The sequence below is a fragment of the Micromonospora sp. R77 genome, from assembly GCF_022747945.1.
Classification (GTDB): Bacteria; Actinomycetota; Actinomycetes; order Mycobacteriales; family Micromonosporaceae; genus Micromonospora.
This window is the reverse complement of sequence record NZ_JALDST010000001.1, coordinates 5,792,930-5,810,514: the sequence shown is the minus strand read 5'-3', so window position 1 is coordinate 5,810,514 and position 17,585 is coordinate 5,792,930. Positions and strand designations below refer to the sequence as shown.

Sequence of the window (17,585 nt, the reverse complement as noted above, 5' to 3'; positions counted from 1 at the left end):
CGCGTGCGGGTGATTTCTGACGGTGACAACGACAGCGGTGGGGCCCGGGTCGCCCCGACGGGGCGGAACCGACGGCGGAACCGGGTCCTGGTCTTCCTGGCGGTGTTCGCGCTGCTCGCCGGCTCCGGCCTGGTGGCCGGCGGCTACTACGTCGACAGCGTGCCCACGCCCACCGACCTGAAACTGCCGGAGTCCACGACCGTGTACTACGCCGACGGTCGGACCAAGATGGCCACGCTCGGCACCGAGAACCGGACGATCGTGCCGTACGGCGAGATGAACGACTCCGCCAAGCAGGCGATCGTGGCGGCCGAGGACCGGACGTTCTGGAAGAACAAGGGCATCGACTTCAGCGGTGTGCTCCGCGCCGCCTGGTCGAACGTCACCGGCGGCCAGCGGCAGGGCGCGTCGACGATCACCCAGCAGTACGCGCGGGTGGCCGCGGACCTCAAGGGCGTGACGTACTCGCGGAAGCTGCGCGAGGCGGTGATCGCCTGGAAGCTCGACGACAAGTACTCCAAGGACGAGATCCTCGGCTTCTACCTGAACACGGTGCCCTTCGGCCGGGGCGCGTACGGCATCGAGGCGGCGGCGCAGACGTACTTCGGCAAGACGGTGCGCCGGGACGCCCCGGCGGCGCAGCAGCTCACCGTGGCGGAGGCGATGGTGCTCTGCGCGATGGTGAAGCAGCCCGAGGCGGACCCGAACGATCCGGAGGGCCAGCCCGGTTACGACCCGGCGCGCAACGCGACGGCGAAGCAGAACTCGATCGACCGGTGGAACTACATCCGCGACGGGATGGTGAAGCTCGGCTACCTGACGGCCGAGCAGGCCGCGAACCTCGCGTACCCGGACTCGGTCAAGCCGATCGACCGGAACGCCGGCCGGTCGGGCCTGGACCGACCGACCGGGCTGGTGGTCAACCACGTGCTCAGTGAGCTGCGGCAGACCGAGCAGTTCCGGGGCAAGCCCGCCGACTACCTGCGCGACGGCGGTTTCAAGATCGTCACGACGATCGACAAGCGGGTCCAGGACGCCGCCGAGGCCGCCGCGGACATCCGCCGGGACAGCGCCCCGGAGGCGGTCCGTGGCCAGCCGAAGAACTGGCAGGCCGCGCTGGTCGCGGTGGAGCCCGGCACCGGCCGGGTGCTCGGCTACTACGGCGGCAACGACGGGTCCGGCGCCGACTACGCCGGCTGGTACTACGACGAGAACGGCGAGGCCCGCGGTTTCGGCCAGCACCCGCCGGGCTCCTCCTTCAAGGTGTACGACCTGGCGGCCGCCGTGAAGGACAAGATCTCGGTCAAGCAGCACTTCGACTCGCCGGAGACCAAGGAGTTCCCGGAGTCGGGACGCACCAAGGACAGCCCCGCCGGCCCGATCCGCAACGCCGAACGCGCGCCCTGCCAGCCGGACTGCGCGCTGTGGGAGGCCACCGTCGCCTCGCTGAACGTCACCTACTTCGAGCTGACCGAGAAGCTGGGCACCGCGAAGGTGATCGACATGGCCACCCGGGCCGGCGTCGACTCGATGTGGGCGGTGGAGAAGGGCAGCCCCCGGCCGAAGCGGGTGGACCTGCGCGGCCAGGACCCCGACCAGGTGGCCCGCCAGTTCTCCACCGAGGTCGGCATCGGCCAGTACGGCATCACCGTGCAGGACCACGCCAACGGGATGGCCACCTTCGCCGCCGGCGGCAAGCGCGCCGAGTCGCACTTCGTCCGCTCGGTGACCAAGGGCGACGACCGCATCTACCAGGAGGCGCTCAAGCAGACCGACGTCGGGCTCGACGCCGAGGCCGTCGACCAGCTCGACTGGGCGCTGCGCCGGGTGAAGGCCGCCAAGCTGGACAACGGCTGGGACTCCGCCGGCAAGACCGGCACCTGGCAGGCCGGGCAGAGCACCACGCAGAACGTGCACACCTGGATGGTCGGTTACACCGGGGCGCTCGCCGCGTCGGTGTGGCTCGGCACCGTCGACGGCAAGCCGCTGCGGACGAAGGACGGCAGCTACCAGGTGTTCGGCTCCACCGGCGCGGGACCGATCTGGCGGCAGTTCATGGAACAGGCCACCGCGGCGCTCAAGCTCGACCCCGACAAGTACCGGTTCGGCGAGCCCCGCTTCCCGAACGACACCCCGGAGCCCAGCTCCGCACCGCGGACCGCCGACCCGACCACGGCGGCACCGAGCCCGACCAGCGCCTCACCGAGCCCGAGCACCGTCCGGCCGACCTGCGACCGGCGGCCCTGCATCACGACGAGCCCGACCGGCAGGCCACTACCGACGCCCGACCTCTCCCCCACGCTGAGCCCGACGCCCAGCCTGTCGCCGTCCCGGAGCAGGGGGCCACGGTGACCCGCCGGGACGTACGACAATGAGCCGATGACCGACGCCATCCGGGCCGCCTGGACGGCCCTCGGCGGCGACCCGGCGGACGCCGAGCAGGTGGACGTGCGGGGACCGGCGGGCGTGCTGCCGGCCCGGCTGCCCGTGGCCGACCTCGCCGTCGCCACGGTCGCCGCCGCCGGACTGGCGGCCGTGGAGTTGGCGTACGCCCGGGGTGCGCCGCCCGTCGGACGTCTGCCCGTGCAGACCGCCGCGGTCGCGACGGCGTTCACCAGCGAGCGGCACCTGCGCCTGGACGGGGTGGCGTTCGAGGAGTTCGCGCCGCTGTCCCGGTTCTGGCGCACCACCGACGGGTGGGTGCGGACCCATGCCAACTATCCGCACCACCGGCACCGGCTGCTGACCGCGCTGGGCGCGGATCCGGCCCGCACCGACGACGCCCGGCTCGCGACCGAGCTGGCCGACCGGATCGGCGGCGCGTCGGCGGCGGAGGTCGAGCGACTCGTCACCGCCGCCGACGGGCTCGCCGTGGCGGTCCGTGCCCCGACGGGTGGAGCGGGCATCCGCAGGGGGTGGCGGTGGCGGGTGAGCCGCTGGTCGACCTGCGCCTCGACGCCCCGGCCGCCGCCCGACGGCTGCCCCCGGAGCCGACGCGTCCGCTGCTGCCCGCCGCCGGCCTGCGGGTGCTCGACCTGACCCGGGTGATCGCCGGACCGGTGGCGACCCGCGTCCTCGCGCTGCTCGGCGCGGACGTGCTCCGGGTGGACGACCCCCGGCTGCCCGAGATCACCGCGCAGCACCTGGACACCGGCAGCGGTAAACGCTCCACCCTGCTGGACCTGCGGGACCCCGCCGACCGGTCCCGCTTCACCGCGCTGCTCGCCGACGCCGACGTGCTGGTCACCGGCTACCGGCCGGCCGCCCTGGACCGCCTCGGGCTCGACCCGGACACGTTGCGGCGCCACCGCCCGGATCTGGTGGTGGCCCGGCTGTCGGCCTGGGGGCGTGGTGGGCCGTGGGCGCGGCGACGCGGTTTCGACAGCCTCGTACAGGCGGCGACCGGCATCGCCGACGTCGAGCGCCGGGTGGACGGTGCCCGGCGCGCTGCCCGCGCAGGCCCGGACCACGGCACCGGTTACCTGCTCGCCGCGGCGGTGCTGCGCGCCGTGACGCAACGCGGCCGGCAGGGCGGCGCCTGGAGCGTCGAGGTGCGCTGGCGCGTACCGCCCGCTGGCTGCTGCACGAGCTGCCCGCCGACGCCGGGCGACCCGGGCGGCACCGTGGACCCGGACCCCTGGTGCGACGAGCGGGACTCGACGGTGGGCCGGTTCCGGTACGCCCGACCACCGGTCACCCTGCCGGGCGGCCCGGCCACCTGGGCCACGCCCCCGACCCCGTGGGGCAGCGACACCCGCCTGGCGGCCGGCCTGACCCGCCGGTGCCGCCTTCTCGCCGCCGGCAGGCCACCACCCGAGGTCGCACAGGTGACTGCACCGGGCAGGACGACGGGGTCGCTGCCGTTCCGGCGAGCCGGTCAGCGGCCCGACCGGCGCCGACTCGGCCCGCCGGCCGTGGCGGCGCCGGGGTCGATCTCCGGCGGGCGGTGGCGGGCGAGAGCGGTGGCGGCCATGGCGGTGACCGCCATCGCGGCGATGCCGATCAGCGCCGCGGTGGTGTAGGCGTGGTCGTCGGGGAAGAGACGACCGGTGCCGGTGGCCAGGACCAGGCCGCCTGTCGCGCTGCCCAGGGAGTACCCGACGCTGCGGACGACGTAGTTGAAGCTCATCGCGCTCGACGTCTCGCTCACGGGCGTGACGGCCAGGATGACGTCGGGCATCGCGGCTGAGAAGCTGCCGACGCCGAAGCCCAGCACCCCCATCGCGGCGAGCAGTTCGGCCAGGTTCGACCGGGCCGCGGCGAACAGGACGAACCCGCTGCCGACGACGAGGGCGCTGCCGGCCAGGAGGAAGGGCGCGTCGATCAGCGTCCGCACCCGGGGCGTGAGCTTGCCGGCGACGAACCCCGACACCGAGAACGGGACGAGGACCAGCCCGGCGACGAAGGTGGACAGCCCGAAGCCGTAGCCGGCGCTGCGCGGCGTCTGCGCGTACCGCGTGATGAGCGTGAGCAGAAGGTACATGCCGCTCCCGCCGACGAACATGGCGATGTTCGCTCCGGCCACCGCCGGGTGCCGTACCGCCCGGACGTCGATCAGGGGCGTCCTGCTGCGCAGCTCGGAGACGGTCCAGACGCACAGCAGGAGCACGGCGACGACGGCGAGCACCATCGCCGTGGCGAGGTGACGGCTCCACAGGCTCCGCTGGCTGGCCAGGAACAGGACGAGGAACAGCCCGCCCGCCAGGACGAGCGCACCCGTCACGTTCAGGTGAGCGGAGCGGCCTTCGGGAGCCACGGGTACGGAACGCCACGCGACGAGGAAGGCGACAGCGGTGAGGAACAGACCGAGTCCGTACGCAGCCCGTACGCCGCCGATCTCGGCGAGCAGGGCGGTGAGCGGGTAGCCGACGCCGGCGCCGATGATCGAGACCACCGAGATCAGGGCGATCGTGGCCGCGCTGCGCTCCTCGGGAAGATGGTCCCGGGCCACACCCATCATCAGCGCCGTCAGGCCGAGCCCGACGCCTTGGGCGGCCCGGCCGATGAGCAGCCACGCGAACGGCAGCGGCAGCACGGTGAGCGCACTGCCGGCGACGACGATCGCCAGCGTGGCGAGGATCGTGGCCCGTCGGTGCGGACCGGCTCCGAGCCGGCCCAGGACGGGCGTGGCGAGGGCGCCGCTCAGCAGCGCGACGGTCAGCGTCCACTGCGCGCTGTCGAGCGAGACGTGGAACGTGGTCGCCACACTGGTGATCAGCGGCGTCCCGAGGCTGGCGACCACCGCCACGACCAGGCCGATGAACGTGAGGGCGGGGACCAGCAGCCGCGTCCCGGAGCGCTCCAGGGTGCGCGCCGTCACCGCTTCGGTCCTTCTCGGTCCTGGCTCTCGATCTCTGCCAGGTGCGCCAACGCCGGTAGCGCCGCCACCAGGGCCTCGACCTCGTCGTCGGTGAGTTCGTCGATCAGCCGCGCGAACGCGTCGACGCCCGCCTGGCGCCGGGTCCGGACGTACGACGCGCCGGCCTCGGTCAGACACACCAGGGTGACCCGCTTGTCGGACGCGTCGCCCCTCCTCTCGACCAGTCCGGACTCCTCCAACACCCGGACCAGGACGGTCATCGCGGGCTGGGTGACCCCCTCGGTCACGGCCAGATCGGTGATCCGTCGCGGGCCGGACCTGTGCAGGGTGGCCAGGGTGGCGGCGGACGTGATGCTCATATCGCGCGGGAGGCGTCTGACAGCCCTGGTGGCCAGCCCGTAGAGGGCCGACCCGATCGCGGTGGAAGCGCCACGGGAGGCGTCTTGACGGCTCATGCTTGAAGCATACAGTGTTTATATGAACCCTTTATGCATCTCCTGTCCCGAACGCCGCACCCGATGCGGGAGGCCGACCGGAATCGCCCGGGACGCGACCCGGCCGAGGCGCGTGGCGCGCGATGTAGGCTGTGGTCCTCGGCGGCCACGCCCGCCCGACTCCGAGCCGCACGGCGTCCACGCCGCCGGTGGCGATGAGGACAAGGGTCCACGACTCGCGTGCTGCTCCTACCGCTGTGGACGTTGAGCCTGTGGCGCAGGGGCGTGGGACCTTCGCCCGATCGGACTCCGCCATGACCAGTGACAAGCAGCGCAAGACCGAGGCTCGCGCCCTGGCCGCGGCTGAGGGCATCTCCTACACCGCCGCCCTGCGCCGGACGGTGGTCGCCGTCGACGCCATGGCGGACGCCGTGCGCCGTGCCCTGGCCGAAGACCGCGCCGAGGACGACATCACCACTCGCTGGTCGGTGCCGGACGGCACCCGCGCCCTCGCGCGCGTCGTCGCCCGCCAGGACGGCGTGATCGCCGGCACGGCGATCCCAGCCGAGGTGTACCGACAACTCGGCAGCGACGTCGTCGTCACCGAGCACGTTCGGGACGGCGACCGCGTCCACACCGGACAGGACCTGCTCACGCTGACCGGACCCGCACGGGAGATCATCACCGGCGAGCGGACGGCTCTGAACTTCCTGCAACGGATGTCCGGCATCGCGACCACCGCCGCGGCCTTCGCGGACGCGGTGACCGGGCTTCCGGCACGGATCCTGGACACCCGCAAGACAGCGCCCGGGCTTCGAGCGCTCGACAAGGCCGCGGTCGCCGCCGGCGGAGTGAGCAACCATCGGCTCGACCTCGCGGCGATGGTTCTGCTCAAGGAGAACCACATCGCGGCGGCGGGCGGCGTGGCTGCCGCGATCGCGGCCGTGCACGCGTGCAACACGCGGGGCATCGCGGTCGAGGTGGAGGTCGAGTCGACAGCCCAGGCCATCGAGGCGCTCCACGCGGGAGTCGAGTGGATCATGCTGGACAACATGTCCATCGAGGACATCCGGTACGTCGTGGCGTTGCGCGGGCCGGAAGGGCCCCGACTGGAGGCGTCCGGATCCATCACGCTGGACACGGTGCGGGCCGTCGCGGAAACCGGAGTGGACGCGATATCCGTCGGCACCATCACCCACAGCGCACCGGCCTTCGACCTCAGTCTGCTGTTGACGCCGACGACACCGGCGGATGGTGGACACCCGGCGAGGTTCGGATGAGGCGGTGTCTCCTCACGCGCGCTCGCACGTGCCCGGTGATCCGTCGCCGGGATCAATCGATCTGATCGTCCATTCGCCGCCGGACGTGTCCGGCCGAACACAGGAGGTTTCCATGGCCAAGGGCTACTGGGTCAGTGTCTACCCCGCCATCTCCGACCCGGAGATGCTGACTGCCTACGGCGAGCTGGCCCGTCCGGCTGTCCAGGCCGGGGGCGGACGCACCCTGTCCCGTGGCGGTCGAGTCGTCGCCCACGAAGCCGGGATCACGCAACGCGTCGTCCTGGTCGAGTTCGACAGCTTCGAAGAGGCCGTCGCGGCATACGAGAGCGAGGCGTACCAGAAGGCGCTGGCGGCCCTCCCCGACGGCCTCGAGCGCGACTTCCGCATCATCGAAGGCATCGACTGACCGGCGGGACCATGTCCTGGCCGGAGGTCACGGTGGTCGACGCGTGCGTGCGGCGCGACGGCCGGGGCGGCAGCCCGACGGCCGTCACCGACGACGACCCGGCGGCGACGGACGCGGACCGGCGTGCGGTCGCTGCTGCGGCCGGCACCTCGCACGCGGCGTTCCTCGGCCCGGGACGGACGCCGGACGGTGGCTGGCCGGTCCGCTTCTTCACCGCCACCGCCGAACTGTCCGGCTGCGGCCACGGCACCGTCGCCGCGCAGGCCGTCCGGTTGACCCGCACCGCGCTGGGCGAGCTGAACGACCGCCAACACACCGGCGGGCGCACGTTCGACACCGTCGCGATCCGCCGCCCCGCCGGCATCGAGGTCTGGTTCGACCAGGGCCTCGTCGCGCTGCGTCACCCGGCACCGGAGGAACGCGCCGCGATCGTCGCCGCGCTCGGGCTCACCGCCGACGACCCGCACCCGGCCGACGCGCCCCGCATTGCCGCGCCCGGCGCACCACGCATGCTGGTACCGGTCCACGACCGGTCGGCGCTGCGCCGGGTCCGCCCACACCTCGGCAGGCTGACAGCGGCGTGCCGGCGGTACGGGCTCCTCGGCTGTTTCGTGTACGTACCGCCGGTGGGCGACCGACCGGGTGCGGCACGGATGTTCGCGCCGGCGATCGGTGTCGACGAGGACGTCGCCAACGCCAACAGCACCGGCTGCCTGGCCGCCCACCTGCTCGACACGACAGGCGCACAGACGGTCACGATCGAGGTGGAGCAGGGCGACACCCTCGGTCGACCGGCCAGCGTGCTCGCTTCGGCCCGACGCGGGCCGGCGGGCATCACGACCCGGGTCGGCGGGTTGGCGGTGGTCCGCGACGGACACCGGGGCGACCCGTAGACGCTCCGGGCTCGGGTGCGCGTCAGCCGGCGGCGGCCCCGGCGACGTCCGCACCGGTTCGGGGGCCGGCGGTCTGCTGGCGTACGGCGAAGAAGAGCGCGGCGGCCTCGCGGACCACGGTCGGGCGCTGCGGATCCGTGCCGATCCGGCGCAGCAGCTCCCGGGTGGACCGGACGGCCGCGAGGGTGGTGAGCACCGACAGGCACTCCCGGGCCGGATCCGCGTCCGCGTCCGGGTCGGCCGTCCCCGGGTGGGCGGACCAGTGGGTGAGCAGGGCCGCCAGCACCTCCGCGCGGACGGCGTCGGCGACCGGCTGACCGGCGGCGAGGGCGTACCCGGCGGAGACGGCACCGGCCGGGCCCTGCGCCGCCATCCGCTGGAGGAAGTCCGGTGCGGTGGCGACCCGGGTCAGCGCGTACAGGCCGAGGCCACGGTCACCGGTGGTGGTCATCGCCGCGATCCAGCGGTCCTCCCGCCAGTCGTCGGCGAGCGGCCCGGCCGCCACGTAGTCCAGCAGTCCCGCGCCGGCGGGCAGCAGCGCGGCCGGCGCCACAAGGTCGCCGGGCCGGTCCGCTCGTCCGCCCGCGGCTCGCGGAACAGGCCGGTGGCGAGCAGCACGGCGCGGACCTGCCCGGCAGTCCGCCGCGACCGCCGCGGGCGGGCCGGGCGCGTGCGGGCCGACCAGGCCACGGCGGCGTCGACCGGGTCGCCGCCGTCGCGGGCGGCGATCGCGGCGACCTCGACCAGCTCGGGCTGGTGGGTGGTCAACCAGGCGGCCAGGGGTTCCCCGCCGGGCGCGCGCACGCAGCTGCCCGGCCACCGCCTCAAGGGTGGCCCGGCCGCCGGCCAGCAGCGCCGCCACGAACCCCTCGAGCAGGGCGGCGGGGCCGGTGCCCGGGATCGCTCCGGCCCACTCGTTGTCCCAGACCAACGCGGCGATGGTGGCGGTCAGCGGGTTGCGTACCGGCTCGCCGATCCGCTGGTCGCGGAGCCAGCGCAGGAACGCCGCAGCGGTGGCGGCGGTCGGGAACCAGCGCGACGCGAGCAGCTGCACGTCCGCGTCGGTGAAGGGCACCAGGTGGTGCGCCTGGTAGTCCCGCAGCACGGCCAGCTCCGACCCGGCGAGCTGCCGGGTGGTCACCAGCACCCGCCACGGCCCGGGCCCGGTGGTCTCCGCCCCGCCGCTGCGGGCCGCGTCGGCGAGCCGGTTGAGCACCCGACCCCGGTCGTCCGGGTCGGTCACCGCGTCGACCCCGTCCACGCAGACCAGCCAGCCGCGACCGCGCGCCGGCGGCCGGGTGAAGTCCACCCCCGGGCAGACCTCCCGGTACGCCGCCCGCAGCGCGGCCGGCAACCCTGGTCGACCAGGGCACCCGCCGGCAGGCTCAGCACCACCGGTCCCGCACCGGTACGCCGCAGCCGCCCCCGCCCGGCCAGCCACCGCGCCGCCGAGTCGGTGCACGCCTGCCGGACGAGCGCCGACTTGCCGCTGCCCGGCTCGCCGAGGAGCAGCACGTGCCCGGTGCCGGTGAGCAGTCGCGCGACGTCGACCTCGCCGCCGGCCGGGTCCAGCCGGGGCACCGCCCGGCGCGGGACGTACACCTGCGCCAGCGGCCGGACGGGGCCGCGGCCGAAACGGTGCGGGTGCAGCATCCGCTCGGCGTGCTGGTGCTGCCACAGCGGACGCAGCGCGGACCACCAGCCGCGCTCGGCGCGGCCGCGCTGGTGGCGGCGGACGGCGCGACCCCACCGGCCAGCGCCAGCACACCGCTGACCACGCCGGCCACCTGGTTCCAGGAGTCGAGGTTCATCCGCGCTCAGGCGTCGACGCCGGCGGCGTCCCGCCCGGCGCCGGTCCCCGCAGAACGCGCTGGTGCGTTCCTGGCCGCAGTGCCGCCACGGCGCGGCTTGCCACGGCCGGTGCCGGGTCGGCCGGCTCGGCCGCGCGCCAGCGGGACGTCTGCAGGGCGTGCACCACGGACGGTTGGCGCTTGCGCGGGTCGGCGCCCCGCTTGAGCCGGACCCGCCCGGCGGGTGCGTCCAGCACGTCGACGATCCGGGCCAGCAGCGTCAGCTTGTCGCCGTTGCCGCCGGCGTGCGCGAGCGCCACCGCCCGGCCGAAGTGCTCCTCGGCCTCGTCGAGCCGCCCCGCCTCGACCGCGCGCAGGCCACGCCGGAAGGCCTCCGCGTAGTCCTGCTGGCCGGTGTAGTGGGCGACCGTGTCGTGCACGGTGCTGAACAGGTCGACCTCGTCGGTGAACTCCACGGTCAGCGGCTCCTCCTCCCCCTGCGCACCGGCCCCGGTGTGCAGGCTCAACCAGCCGATCCGCCGGGTCGCCCCCACCGGCATCGCGTCGACCTCCAGGGCGACCTGGTAGTCGCGCTGGTCGGTCGGGCTCCACGCGCCGATCGGGAAGTCGGTGTTGAGGGCGTCCAGCGACACACCGCGCGGCGTCAGGTCCACGATGGTCGGATAGACCTGCTTGACGAACCGGATGCGGGCGATCTCCGGGGTCCGGACCCGCAGCCGGGCGTCGCCCACCCGACGGCTCATCGCCTGGGCCAGCACGGCCGCGAAGTCGGCGGCCAGCGCGGCCAGGTCCTCCACCGGTACGACCGGATTGCCGCCGAGCGCCTCGGCGATGCCGAGCAGTTCCGTGCCGTCCCAGTCGTGCACGCCGTCCGCCGAGCCGACCGCCCGGCAGTCCACCGTGAACCGGTCGGTGCAGGCCGCCACCGCCGCACGCAGCTCGTCGGGGTGCTGCGACTCGTTACGGCCGTCGGTGAGCAGGATGACGTGCCCGATGGCGTCGGGCCGGCCGGCGAGGAGGTCCCGGGCGAGCAGCAGCCACCGGCCGATGGCCGTACCGCCGTGTGGCTGCAGCCGACGGACCACCTGCCGCGCCTCGGCGCGGGTCCGCTCGCCGGCGACCGCCAGCACCGGCTGGGCCGGATAGCACATGGTGGCCCGGTCGGTCCCCTCCACCACGGCGAACGCCACCCCGTCGGGCAGCGCGTCGAGCGCGGCCAGGGTGGCCGCCCGGGCGGCCCGCATCTTGGCCTGCGGGGCACCCATCGAGCCGGAGCAGTCGAGCAGGATCACCTCGGCCAGCCCGTCATGGGACGTCTCCGCGCCGCCGGAGGCGCCGCCCCGCACGGAGGCGACGACGTCCACCACGCCCCCCTCGGCCGGCAGGTACGCGCTGTGGTGCGCGGTCAGGGTCAGCTCGGCACCGTCGGACACCGGCGCGCTCCTCTCCTCGGGGTCGGCGGTCACCACCAGGTCACCGGGCGGTGGGTGTTGGCCAGGTCGACCAGCTCGGTCCGCTCCGCCCGGTCGCCGGTCCGGCGGGCCAGGCGCAGGCAGCGGCGTTCGAAGGCGCGGCGGACGTGCCGCTCGTCGAGGGGACGGCCGAAGAGGCGCCGGCCGGCGTGCCGGGGGTCGGCGAGGTCGTACTCCAGCAGGATCCGCAGCAGGTAAGCCTCGACCAGGTCCCGTTCCGCGAACCGGGGCAGTCCCTCGACCACCCGCGCCGCGTCGAGGGTGGCGTCCAGCCGGTGGCCGTCGTCCGGCGCCTCCAGCAGGATGCGGACCGCGCAGGTCACCGCCAGCGCGGTGGCCCGGGACGACTCCGGCATGGTGAGCAGCACGTCCGCGGCGCGACGCGGATCCGCGGTGACGAGCAGGCAGCGGGCCAGCCCGAAGGCCGCCGCCACCACCCCCCGGTCGGCGGTCCACACGCCCCGGTAGTGGGCGGCGGCGGTGGCCAGGTCGTCGTCCAGCTCGCAGGCCACCGCGTACGCCAGGCGCGCGGACACCTCGCCCGGCAGCCAGCCGTACACCCGGTCGAACCAGTCCCGCGCCTCGGTGGTCTCGCCGCCGACCAGCGCCACCAGAGCCCGATGCCACCACAGCGACCAGTCCCCCGGCCCGTCGGGGACGTCGGCGAGCAGGGCGCGCGCCGGCTCGACCCGGTCGGCCGCCAGGTGGGCGCGGACCATCCGGTAGGTGACCTGGGCGGTGCGCTCGGGCGCCTTCTCCAGCAGGACGATCAGCTCGTCCGGCTCGGCGGGCCCGAGGGAGGCGAGGAAGCCGGCGGCCGGGTCGGCGCCGTCGACCAGCGGCATGGGCAGGCCGAGCAGGATCTCCCGCACGTCCAGGTCCCCCACGTCGGTGTGCAGCGCGAAGGCGCAGGCGGCAGGGCTGAACAGGCCCGAGCGGGTCGGTCGCGGCTCGCCGTCGGCGGCGGAGCGCACCTGCCGGCGTACGCCCCGGACCTGTTCGCGCATCTCGGCGGCGGAGCCGAAGCGGTCCTCGGGGGCGGTGGCGGTGGCCCGGGCCAGCAGCCGCACGAACGGGTCGTGCGTGGCCGGGAGGCCGAGCCGGTGCAGGTCCGGCCCGGCGGGCAGCGCCCGCAGGTCGGCCGAGCTGGTGGCCAGGGTCAGCGCGGCCAGGGTACGACCCACGGTGTAGATGTCCGAGCGGACGCTGGGACCGGCCGGGCCGAGCGGCGGCACCTCGGGCGCCTCGAAGCCGGCGGTGCCCCATGGTGGACTGACCCGGTTGTCCATCCGCCGGGCCGCCCCGAAGTCGACCAGCTTGAGCGGGCCGTCCACCCCGTGCCCGGCGATCAGCATGACGTTGTCGGGCTTCAGGTCACAGTAGAGCCAGCCCTGGTCGTGCAGGTACTCGAAGGCGTCGAGGATCTGCACCCCGTACCCCAGCGCCTGGCCGACGTCGACGGCCGCCGGGCCGCCGTCGGCGCCCAGGTCGCGCCGGGCGTCCTCCAGGGTGCCGCCGTCGACGTACTGCATCACCAGGTAGCCGGCGTCGGTGTCGGACTCGCGCAGCGCGTCGGTGATGGTGACGATCCGGGGATGGTTGAGCGCGATCAACGCCTCCCGTTCGGCGACGAAGGCCGCAGCGGCCTCCCGGTCGTCCGGGTTGCGCTGTCCCTTCAGGACCCGCCAGATGCCGTTCATCGCCTCGTCGCGGGCGAGGAACACCCAGCCCACGCCGCCGTGGCCGAGGCAGCCGACGATCCGGTACCGGCCGGCGCGCAGCTCCCCGTCGGACAGGGGCGGAGTGAACGAGTAGCGGGTGCCGCACTCCGGGCAGAACCCGCTCACCTTCTCCAGCGGGCTGCGGCAGCCGGTCCGCGGGCAGAACCGGGCGTGTTCGGCGACGACCGGCCCGGACAGCACGGCGGCCCGCGGGTCGCGGGGGGCGACCGGCGGGATGACGGCCGGGGTCAGCCACGGCCTCGACGCCGGCCGGGCCGCACCGGGTCCGGCCGGGCCGGTACGGCGACGGCCGGCGCGTCGCCCGCGCACTGGTGCCCCCACAGTCGGCGAAGCCGTCCCGGTCCACCTCTGCGGGGCAGTTGCGTTCGGCGCAGGTCCGGTGCGCAGCGGTCATCGCGTCCCCCGTTCACGGCCTGCTGGTAGGCACGTACCGCCCGGCTGGCGGCGGTGACCGTGAAGCCGTCCGGGGCGCAGCCGGTCCCGCGCCTCGCGGTAGCGCCGGTCCAGGTCGGGGTGCTCGGCCCGCCCCTCGTCGGCGGCCCGCTGCCGGTACGCCTCCAGCCGGCCGCCGAGCTCGGCGTGGCAGCGCCGGCGCAATCGGCGGCGGGCGGCGTCGAGGCGTTCGGTGGTCCGGTCCAGCTCGTCGCCGAGGGCGGTCCGTGCGTCCCGTCCGACCGGACCGCCCCGGCCGGCCCGGTCGAGCACGCGTCGACGGGGAGCCCGACGGTCGGGTCGTCGCCGTCGCCCAGCCCTTCGCGGGTCGCCTCGGCCGCCAGGGCGCCACCGCCGTACCGCCGTGCGCAGCCGCTCGGCCCGGGCGGTGAGCTCCTGCTCGGCCGCCGCCGCCGGAGCGCGACGGAGCACGGCGACCTCGTCGGCGACCTGGGCCACCGCGTCGCGCCACGGGCCGGGCCGGGCGCAGCCCAGCGGGTCGGCCGTGGCCTGCCGGTGCAGGGCGGCCAGGCGACCGGCCGGCCCGTCGTCCGTGCCGTCGTCACCGGCCGGTCCCCGTCGGCCCGGCCGGGGCCGACGTCGACGGGGCCGTTGGGTGCGGCGAGTTCCTCGAGGTCGGTGCGGAGCCGGGCGAGCTGCGCCGCCACACTCGACACGGCCGACCGCTGGGTGGCCACCAGTGCTCCGACGCGGTCGGCCTGCTCGCCGGCCACCGCGACGATCTCGGCGACGGTCAACGCCTCGTCGCGGGCCGGTTCGCGGGTGCCGGCGGTGAAGCGGACCATGCAGGGCTCGGCGAGCAGCCGGGCCAGGGCGGCCCGCCCGCCGGGTGACTGTTCCCGCTCGTCGATCCGTTCCACCAGCGCGTCGAGGGCCAGCGAGAGGCAACCGAGCCGGTGCAGCCGCTCCCGGGCGTCCCGCTCGACCGCCGCGCTGGCACCGGTCCAGGGGCGCTGCCGACCGAACTCCTCGTCGACGAGCTTCCGGGCGTCCAGGAGACACCGGGACACCCGGGCGTGACCCTCCCGGGCCTCGGCGATCAGCCGCGCGTCGGTCGTCACGGCGCCCTCCTCATGCCGGCGGCCAGGAGGTCACGGGGGTGCCCGGCGAGGGCATACCCCGGTCCGGGTGGTCGGGGAGCCAGCGCTGATGGGCCTGCTGCCAGACGCGCTGCCCCGCCGGGCCGGCGGGAGCCAGGACGTGGTTGACGAAGGCCACCAGCTCGACCTCGCCCTTGGCGAAGGCGAACGCGTGCGGTTCGTCGGTCAGCCAGGTGCACGGCTGCTGTGCCGAGGCCACGTGGTAGGTGCAGAACGCCGCGTTGTCCGCCGGCGGGGCGGTGACCAGGGCGGTGTCCGGGGCCATCCGGGCGAAGCCGATGAGGATGTTCTCGTCGGTGCTCACCGCGTCGACCTGGTGCTGACGCAGCATCACCAGGCAGTCGATGACGTTCTCGGCCTGCACCGGCACCAGGCGTCCACCGTCCCTGGTCCGATAGCTGGCGACGGTCTCCAGCGAGGTCGTTCCCGCCGCCGCGCAGACCCGACGCCCGGCGAGGTCGTCGACGCCGGCGTACTCGGGTCCGTCGCCCACGCGTCGGACCAGCGCGGTCTGACCGGAGTCCAGGTAGTCGTTGGAGAAGACGACATCCTGCGCGCGCCGGCACGAGGCGGTGAGGGAGGTGGCGATCACGTCCACCGGGTCGTCGCCGACGAGCGCGTCGAAGGCGCCCTGACCCGGTCGGACGGCCCGGAACTCGGTCATGCTGCGCGGGTCGCGGTCCGGCCAGATCGCCTTCGCCACGGCCAGCACCAGATCGATGTTGAAGCCCTCGAACCGCTGCGCGGTGGCGTCCCAGTGGCTCATCGTCGCGTCCGACGGGTCGACCCCGGCGACCAGCTTGCCCCGGGTCAGCACCCGGCCGGGCGGTACGGCGCTGGGCGGGTAGCTGTGCCGGACGGTGCAGAAGCCGCCCGTACGCGCGGCGGTGGTGGGGGTGCTGGTCACCGCTGCGGGCAGGGCGGGCGGGGCGGCCGTCGACCCGGACGTCGCCGAACAGCCGGCCACCGCCAGCAGCACGACAGCTGCCAGCCACCCCACCGTCGGGCGGATCCTCACCGGACGCTCCCTTCCTGCCGGCTCACCGGTAGTCGACCAGGCGTCGCCGCAGCCCGAGGAGCATGGCGACCCCGGCGAGCAGGGTCACCCAGGCCGCCGACCCGCCGAGCTGCCGCGGTGCCCGGGGCAGCCGCGCCACCGCCGCGTCGACCGCCCGGTCGCCGTCGTTGAGCTCTCCGGTGAGCCGGTCGGTCACCTGGTCGAAGGAGCGCGCCGCCGCTCCCGTGCGGCCCGACCCGTCCTTCAGCACGGTGTCGACGGCGACCCCGAACGCTCCCGGTGGGTAGCCCTGCCGGGCCGACCAGACCGGGTCGAGGGTGCCGCAGTCGACGGCCTCGGGCGGGACGCCACAGACGCCACGACCGAGGAAGTCCTGCCGGTGGCCGGCCGGGTCGACGCTCGACCCGAGGGCCAGGTAGACGTCCGCGCGCCCGCGCAGCAGGTCACCGAGGCGCTGCTGGGTGCCGCTCTGCGTCTCGATGGCCCGCTCCAGTGCCGGGAACCGGTCGTCCGCCGCGGGCCAGTGCCACCACGACGCCACCAGCATCCCGAGTACGACGGCGACGCCCACGGTGGCGACCAGCAACCCGGCGTTCAGCCGACGACGGGTGCGCCGCCACAGCCACCACTGCACGGCCACCAGCGCCGCCAGCGCGGCGAGTGGCACCAGCAGGGAGGCGAGCAGCCACCACTCGCCCGTCGCCCGGGCCTCCCGCAGTTGCCGGGTGTCGTAGTTCCACAGGTCCTGCGCGGTCCGGAGCAGCTCGGCGGACATGTAGTGGGAGGCCTCCCGGGCGTACGCCGAGGCGAGCACGCCCCGGTTCTTCGCCGTCGCCACCGTCTCGTCGTCGACCTTGGCGCAGATCGCCGGGCCCTCCGGACCGGTCCGGTCGTCGCAGCGGCGGCCCAGTCCGTCGTCGATGATCCGCTGGTAGACCTGCAGCCGGGCGGCGATGGTGGCCAGCCGGGCGAGCCGGTCGGGGTCGTCGACGGCGGCGCCCATCGAGGCGCTGAGCGCGGCCCGCACCTGGCGGATCCGGTCGTCGTACCCGTCGATCAGGCCGCGCCGACGGCGGTCGCCCGGGGAGAGCAGGAAGACGGCACTGGCGGCGGCGTCCGCGTCGGCGAGGGTGCGGTAGATCTGCCGGGCGCTGGTGCTGGTGCCGGCGGCGAGGTCGGCGGAGCGACGGCCGAGCGTGCGGGCCGGATCGGCGGAACCGGCGGCGACCACCGCGGTGGCCAGCAGCAACGCGGCGAGCAGGGCGCCGTGCACGACGATCAGGACGGGAGTGCTCCGCAGGGGGTGCCGGCGTCGGCGCGGACCGCCCTGGTCGGTCCGGGTGCCGGCGGCGGTCAGGGCCGCGGTCGACAGCGCGGACCGCCGGTCGGCTCCGATCCGAGTCGCCATCCGTTCCCCCGTTCACCTCTGCCGCGGGTCGTACCTCCGCTCGCCGGGACGCCCCGGCGGTCAGCGGGTGCCGGCGGGGAAGCCCAGGATGGCAGCCCCGGAGCGTGATGATCCGCTCGCTGTCCGGTATCCGACCGCCGTCGACCGACGGGGCGCGCGCGGACCCTTCCCCGCCGGGCGACGAGGGTGGAGAGATCAACCGAACGGCGCCGGGCGACGCCGGCCGGTCGACGCCCCCGGACCGTCCG

General features: G+C 75.0%; 14 protein-coding genes and 1 pseudogene. 6 read left to right on the top strand and 9 right to left on the bottom strand.

Annotated elements, in window-relative coordinates; translation table 11 throughout:
• Positions 1 to 9: 9 nt before the first annotated feature.
• From MRQ36_RS26915 to MRQ36_RS33585, 3 genes and pseudogenes are all read left to right on the top strand, one after another.
• Positions 10 to 2,352, top strand: a complete 2,343-nt coding sequence (locus MRQ36_RS26915; protein WP_242799527.1) for a transglycosylase domain-containing protein — start codon at positions 10 to 12, stop codon at positions 2,350 to 2,352.
• Between the two features lie 27 nt (positions 2,353 to 2,379).
• On the top strand, positions 2,380 to 3,039 hold the full coding sequence (locus tag MRQ36_RS26910) for a hypothetical protein (RefSeq protein ID WP_242799525.1): 660 nt from the start codon (positions 2,380 to 2,382) through the stop codon (positions 3,037 to 3,039).
• Positions 2,922 to 3,494, top strand: a pseudogene (locus MRQ36_RS33585) (CoA transferase); the annotation flags it as partial. The gene MRQ36_RS26910 and the pseudogene MRQ36_RS33585, both read left to right, overlap by 118 nt.
• Positions 3,495 to 3,877: 383 nt before the next feature.
• Here MRQ36_RS33585 and MRQ36_RS26900 read toward each other — a convergent pair.
• The gene (locus tag MRQ36_RS26900; protein ID WP_308194921.1) at positions 3,878 to 5,320 is read right to left on the bottom strand and encodes an MFS transporter; all 1,443 of its coding nucleotides are present in this window, start codon (positions 5,318 to 5,320) and stop codon (positions 3,878 to 3,880) included.
• Positions 5,317 to 5,775: a MarR family winged helix-turn-helix transcriptional regulator gene (locus MRQ36_RS26895; protein ID WP_242799523.1), complete on the bottom strand. Its 459-nt coding sequence runs from the start codon at positions 5,773 to 5,775 to the stop codon at positions 5,317 to 5,319. The genes MRQ36_RS26900 and MRQ36_RS26895 overlap by 4 nt, the downstream gene beginning before the upstream one ends.
• A gap of 380 nt (positions 5,776 to 6,155) precedes the next feature.
• Here MRQ36_RS26895 and nadC point away from each other — a divergent pair, with 380 nt between their 5' ends.
• The 3 genes from nadC to MRQ36_RS26880 all read left to right on the top strand — a co-directional run bounded on the left by nadC (position 6,156) and on the right by MRQ36_RS26880 (position 8,333).
• The gene (gene nadC, locus MRQ36_RS26890; protein ID WP_242799522.1) at positions 6,156 to 7,034 is read left to right on the top strand and encodes a carboxylating nicotinate-nucleotide diphosphorylase; all 879 of its coding nucleotides are present in this window, start codon (positions 6,156 to 6,158) and stop codon (positions 7,032 to 7,034) included.
• Between the two features lie 112 nt (positions 7,035 to 7,146).
• A complete protein-coding gene (locus MRQ36_RS26885; protein ID WP_242799521.1) occupies positions 7,147 to 7,440 on the top strand; it encodes a DUF1330 domain-containing protein in 294 nt (97 codons plus the stop codon).
• Between the two features lie 11 nt (positions 7,441 to 7,451).
• Complete coding sequence (locus tag MRQ36_RS26880) at positions 7,452 to 8,333, top strand: PhzF family phenazine biosynthesis protein (protein WP_242799520.1); 882 nt, start codon at positions 7,452 to 7,454, stop codon at positions 8,331 to 8,333.
• 22 nt (positions 8,334 to 8,355) lie between these two features.
• Here the strand turns inward: MRQ36_RS26880 and MRQ36_RS26875 are convergent, their stop codons facing one another.
• From MRQ36_RS26875 to MRQ36_RS26845, 7 genes are all read right to left on the bottom strand, one after another.
• Positions 8,356 to 9,642, bottom strand: coding sequence for a hypothetical protein (locus MRQ36_RS26875; protein ID WP_242799518.1), 1,287 nt, complete (start codon positions 9,640 to 9,642; stop codon positions 8,356 to 8,358).
• Positions 9,573 to 9,986 (bottom strand): hypothetical protein, encoded by a 414-nt coding sequence (locus MRQ36_RS26870; RefSeq protein ID WP_242799517.1) that lies wholly within the window; start codon positions 9,984 to 9,986, stop codon positions 9,573 to 9,575. The genes MRQ36_RS26875 and MRQ36_RS26870 overlap by 70 nt, the downstream gene beginning before the upstream one ends.
• 154 nt (positions 9,987 to 10,140) lie before the next feature.
• Entirely contained in the window at positions 10,141 to 11,577 is a 1,437-nt protein-coding gene (locus tag MRQ36_RS26865; protein ID WP_242799516.1) for a VWA domain-containing protein, read from the bottom strand.
• 29 nt (positions 11,578 to 11,606) lie between these two features.
• Positions 11,607 to 13,667 carry a serine/threonine-protein kinase gene (locus MRQ36_RS26860; protein ID WP_242799515.1) on the bottom strand — a complete coding sequence of 687 codons (2,061 nt, stop codon included), beginning with the start codon at positions 13,665 to 13,667 and terminating at the stop codon, positions 11,607 to 11,609.
• Positions 13,586 to 14,872: a hypothetical protein gene (locus tag MRQ36_RS26855; protein ID WP_242799513.1), complete on the bottom strand. Its 1,287-nt coding sequence runs from the start codon at positions 14,870 to 14,872 to the stop codon at positions 13,586 to 13,588. The genes MRQ36_RS26860 and MRQ36_RS26855 overlap by 82 nt, the downstream gene beginning before the upstream one ends.
• Positions 14,873 to 14,882: 10 nt before the next feature.
• Positions 14,883 to 15,929: a transporter substrate-binding domain-containing protein gene (locus MRQ36_RS26850; protein ID WP_242799511.1), complete on the bottom strand. Its 1,047-nt coding sequence runs from the start codon at positions 15,927 to 15,929 to the stop codon at positions 14,883 to 14,885.
• A 22-nt stretch (positions 15,930 to 15,951) separates the two neighbouring features.
• Entirely contained in the window at positions 15,952 to 17,337 is a 1,386-nt protein-coding gene (locus tag MRQ36_RS26845; RefSeq protein ID WP_242799509.1) for a hypothetical protein, read from the bottom strand.
• Positions 17,338 to 17,585: the final 248 nt, after the last annotated feature.

Excerpts from the sequence above, each read along its gene's own strand:
- MRQ36_RS26910 (WP_242799525.1), top strand. The coding sequence starts at position 2,380 with ATGACCGACGCCATCCGGGCCGCCTGGACGGCCCTCGGCGGCGACCCG.
- MRQ36_RS26895 (WP_242799523.1), bottom strand. The coding sequence starts at position 5,775 with ATGAGCCGTCAAGACGCCTCCCGTGGCGCTTCCACCGCGATCGGGTCG.
- MRQ36_RS26885 (WP_242799521.1), top strand. The coding sequence starts at position 7,147 with ATGGCCAAGGGCTACTGGGTCAGTGTCTACCCCGCCATCTCCGACCCG.
- MRQ36_RS26880 (WP_242799520.1), top strand. The coding sequence starts at position 7,452 with ATGTCCTGGCCGGAGGTCACGGTGGTCGACGCGTGCGTGCGGCGCGAC.
- MRQ36_RS26870 (WP_242799517.1), bottom strand. The coding sequence starts at position 9,986 with ATGCTGCACCCGCACCGTTTCGGCCGCGGCCCCGTCCGGCCGCTGGCG.
- MRQ36_RS26845 (WP_242799509.1), bottom strand. The coding sequence starts at position 17,337 with ATGGCGACTCGGATCGGAGCCGACCGGCGGTCCGCGCTGTCGACCGCG.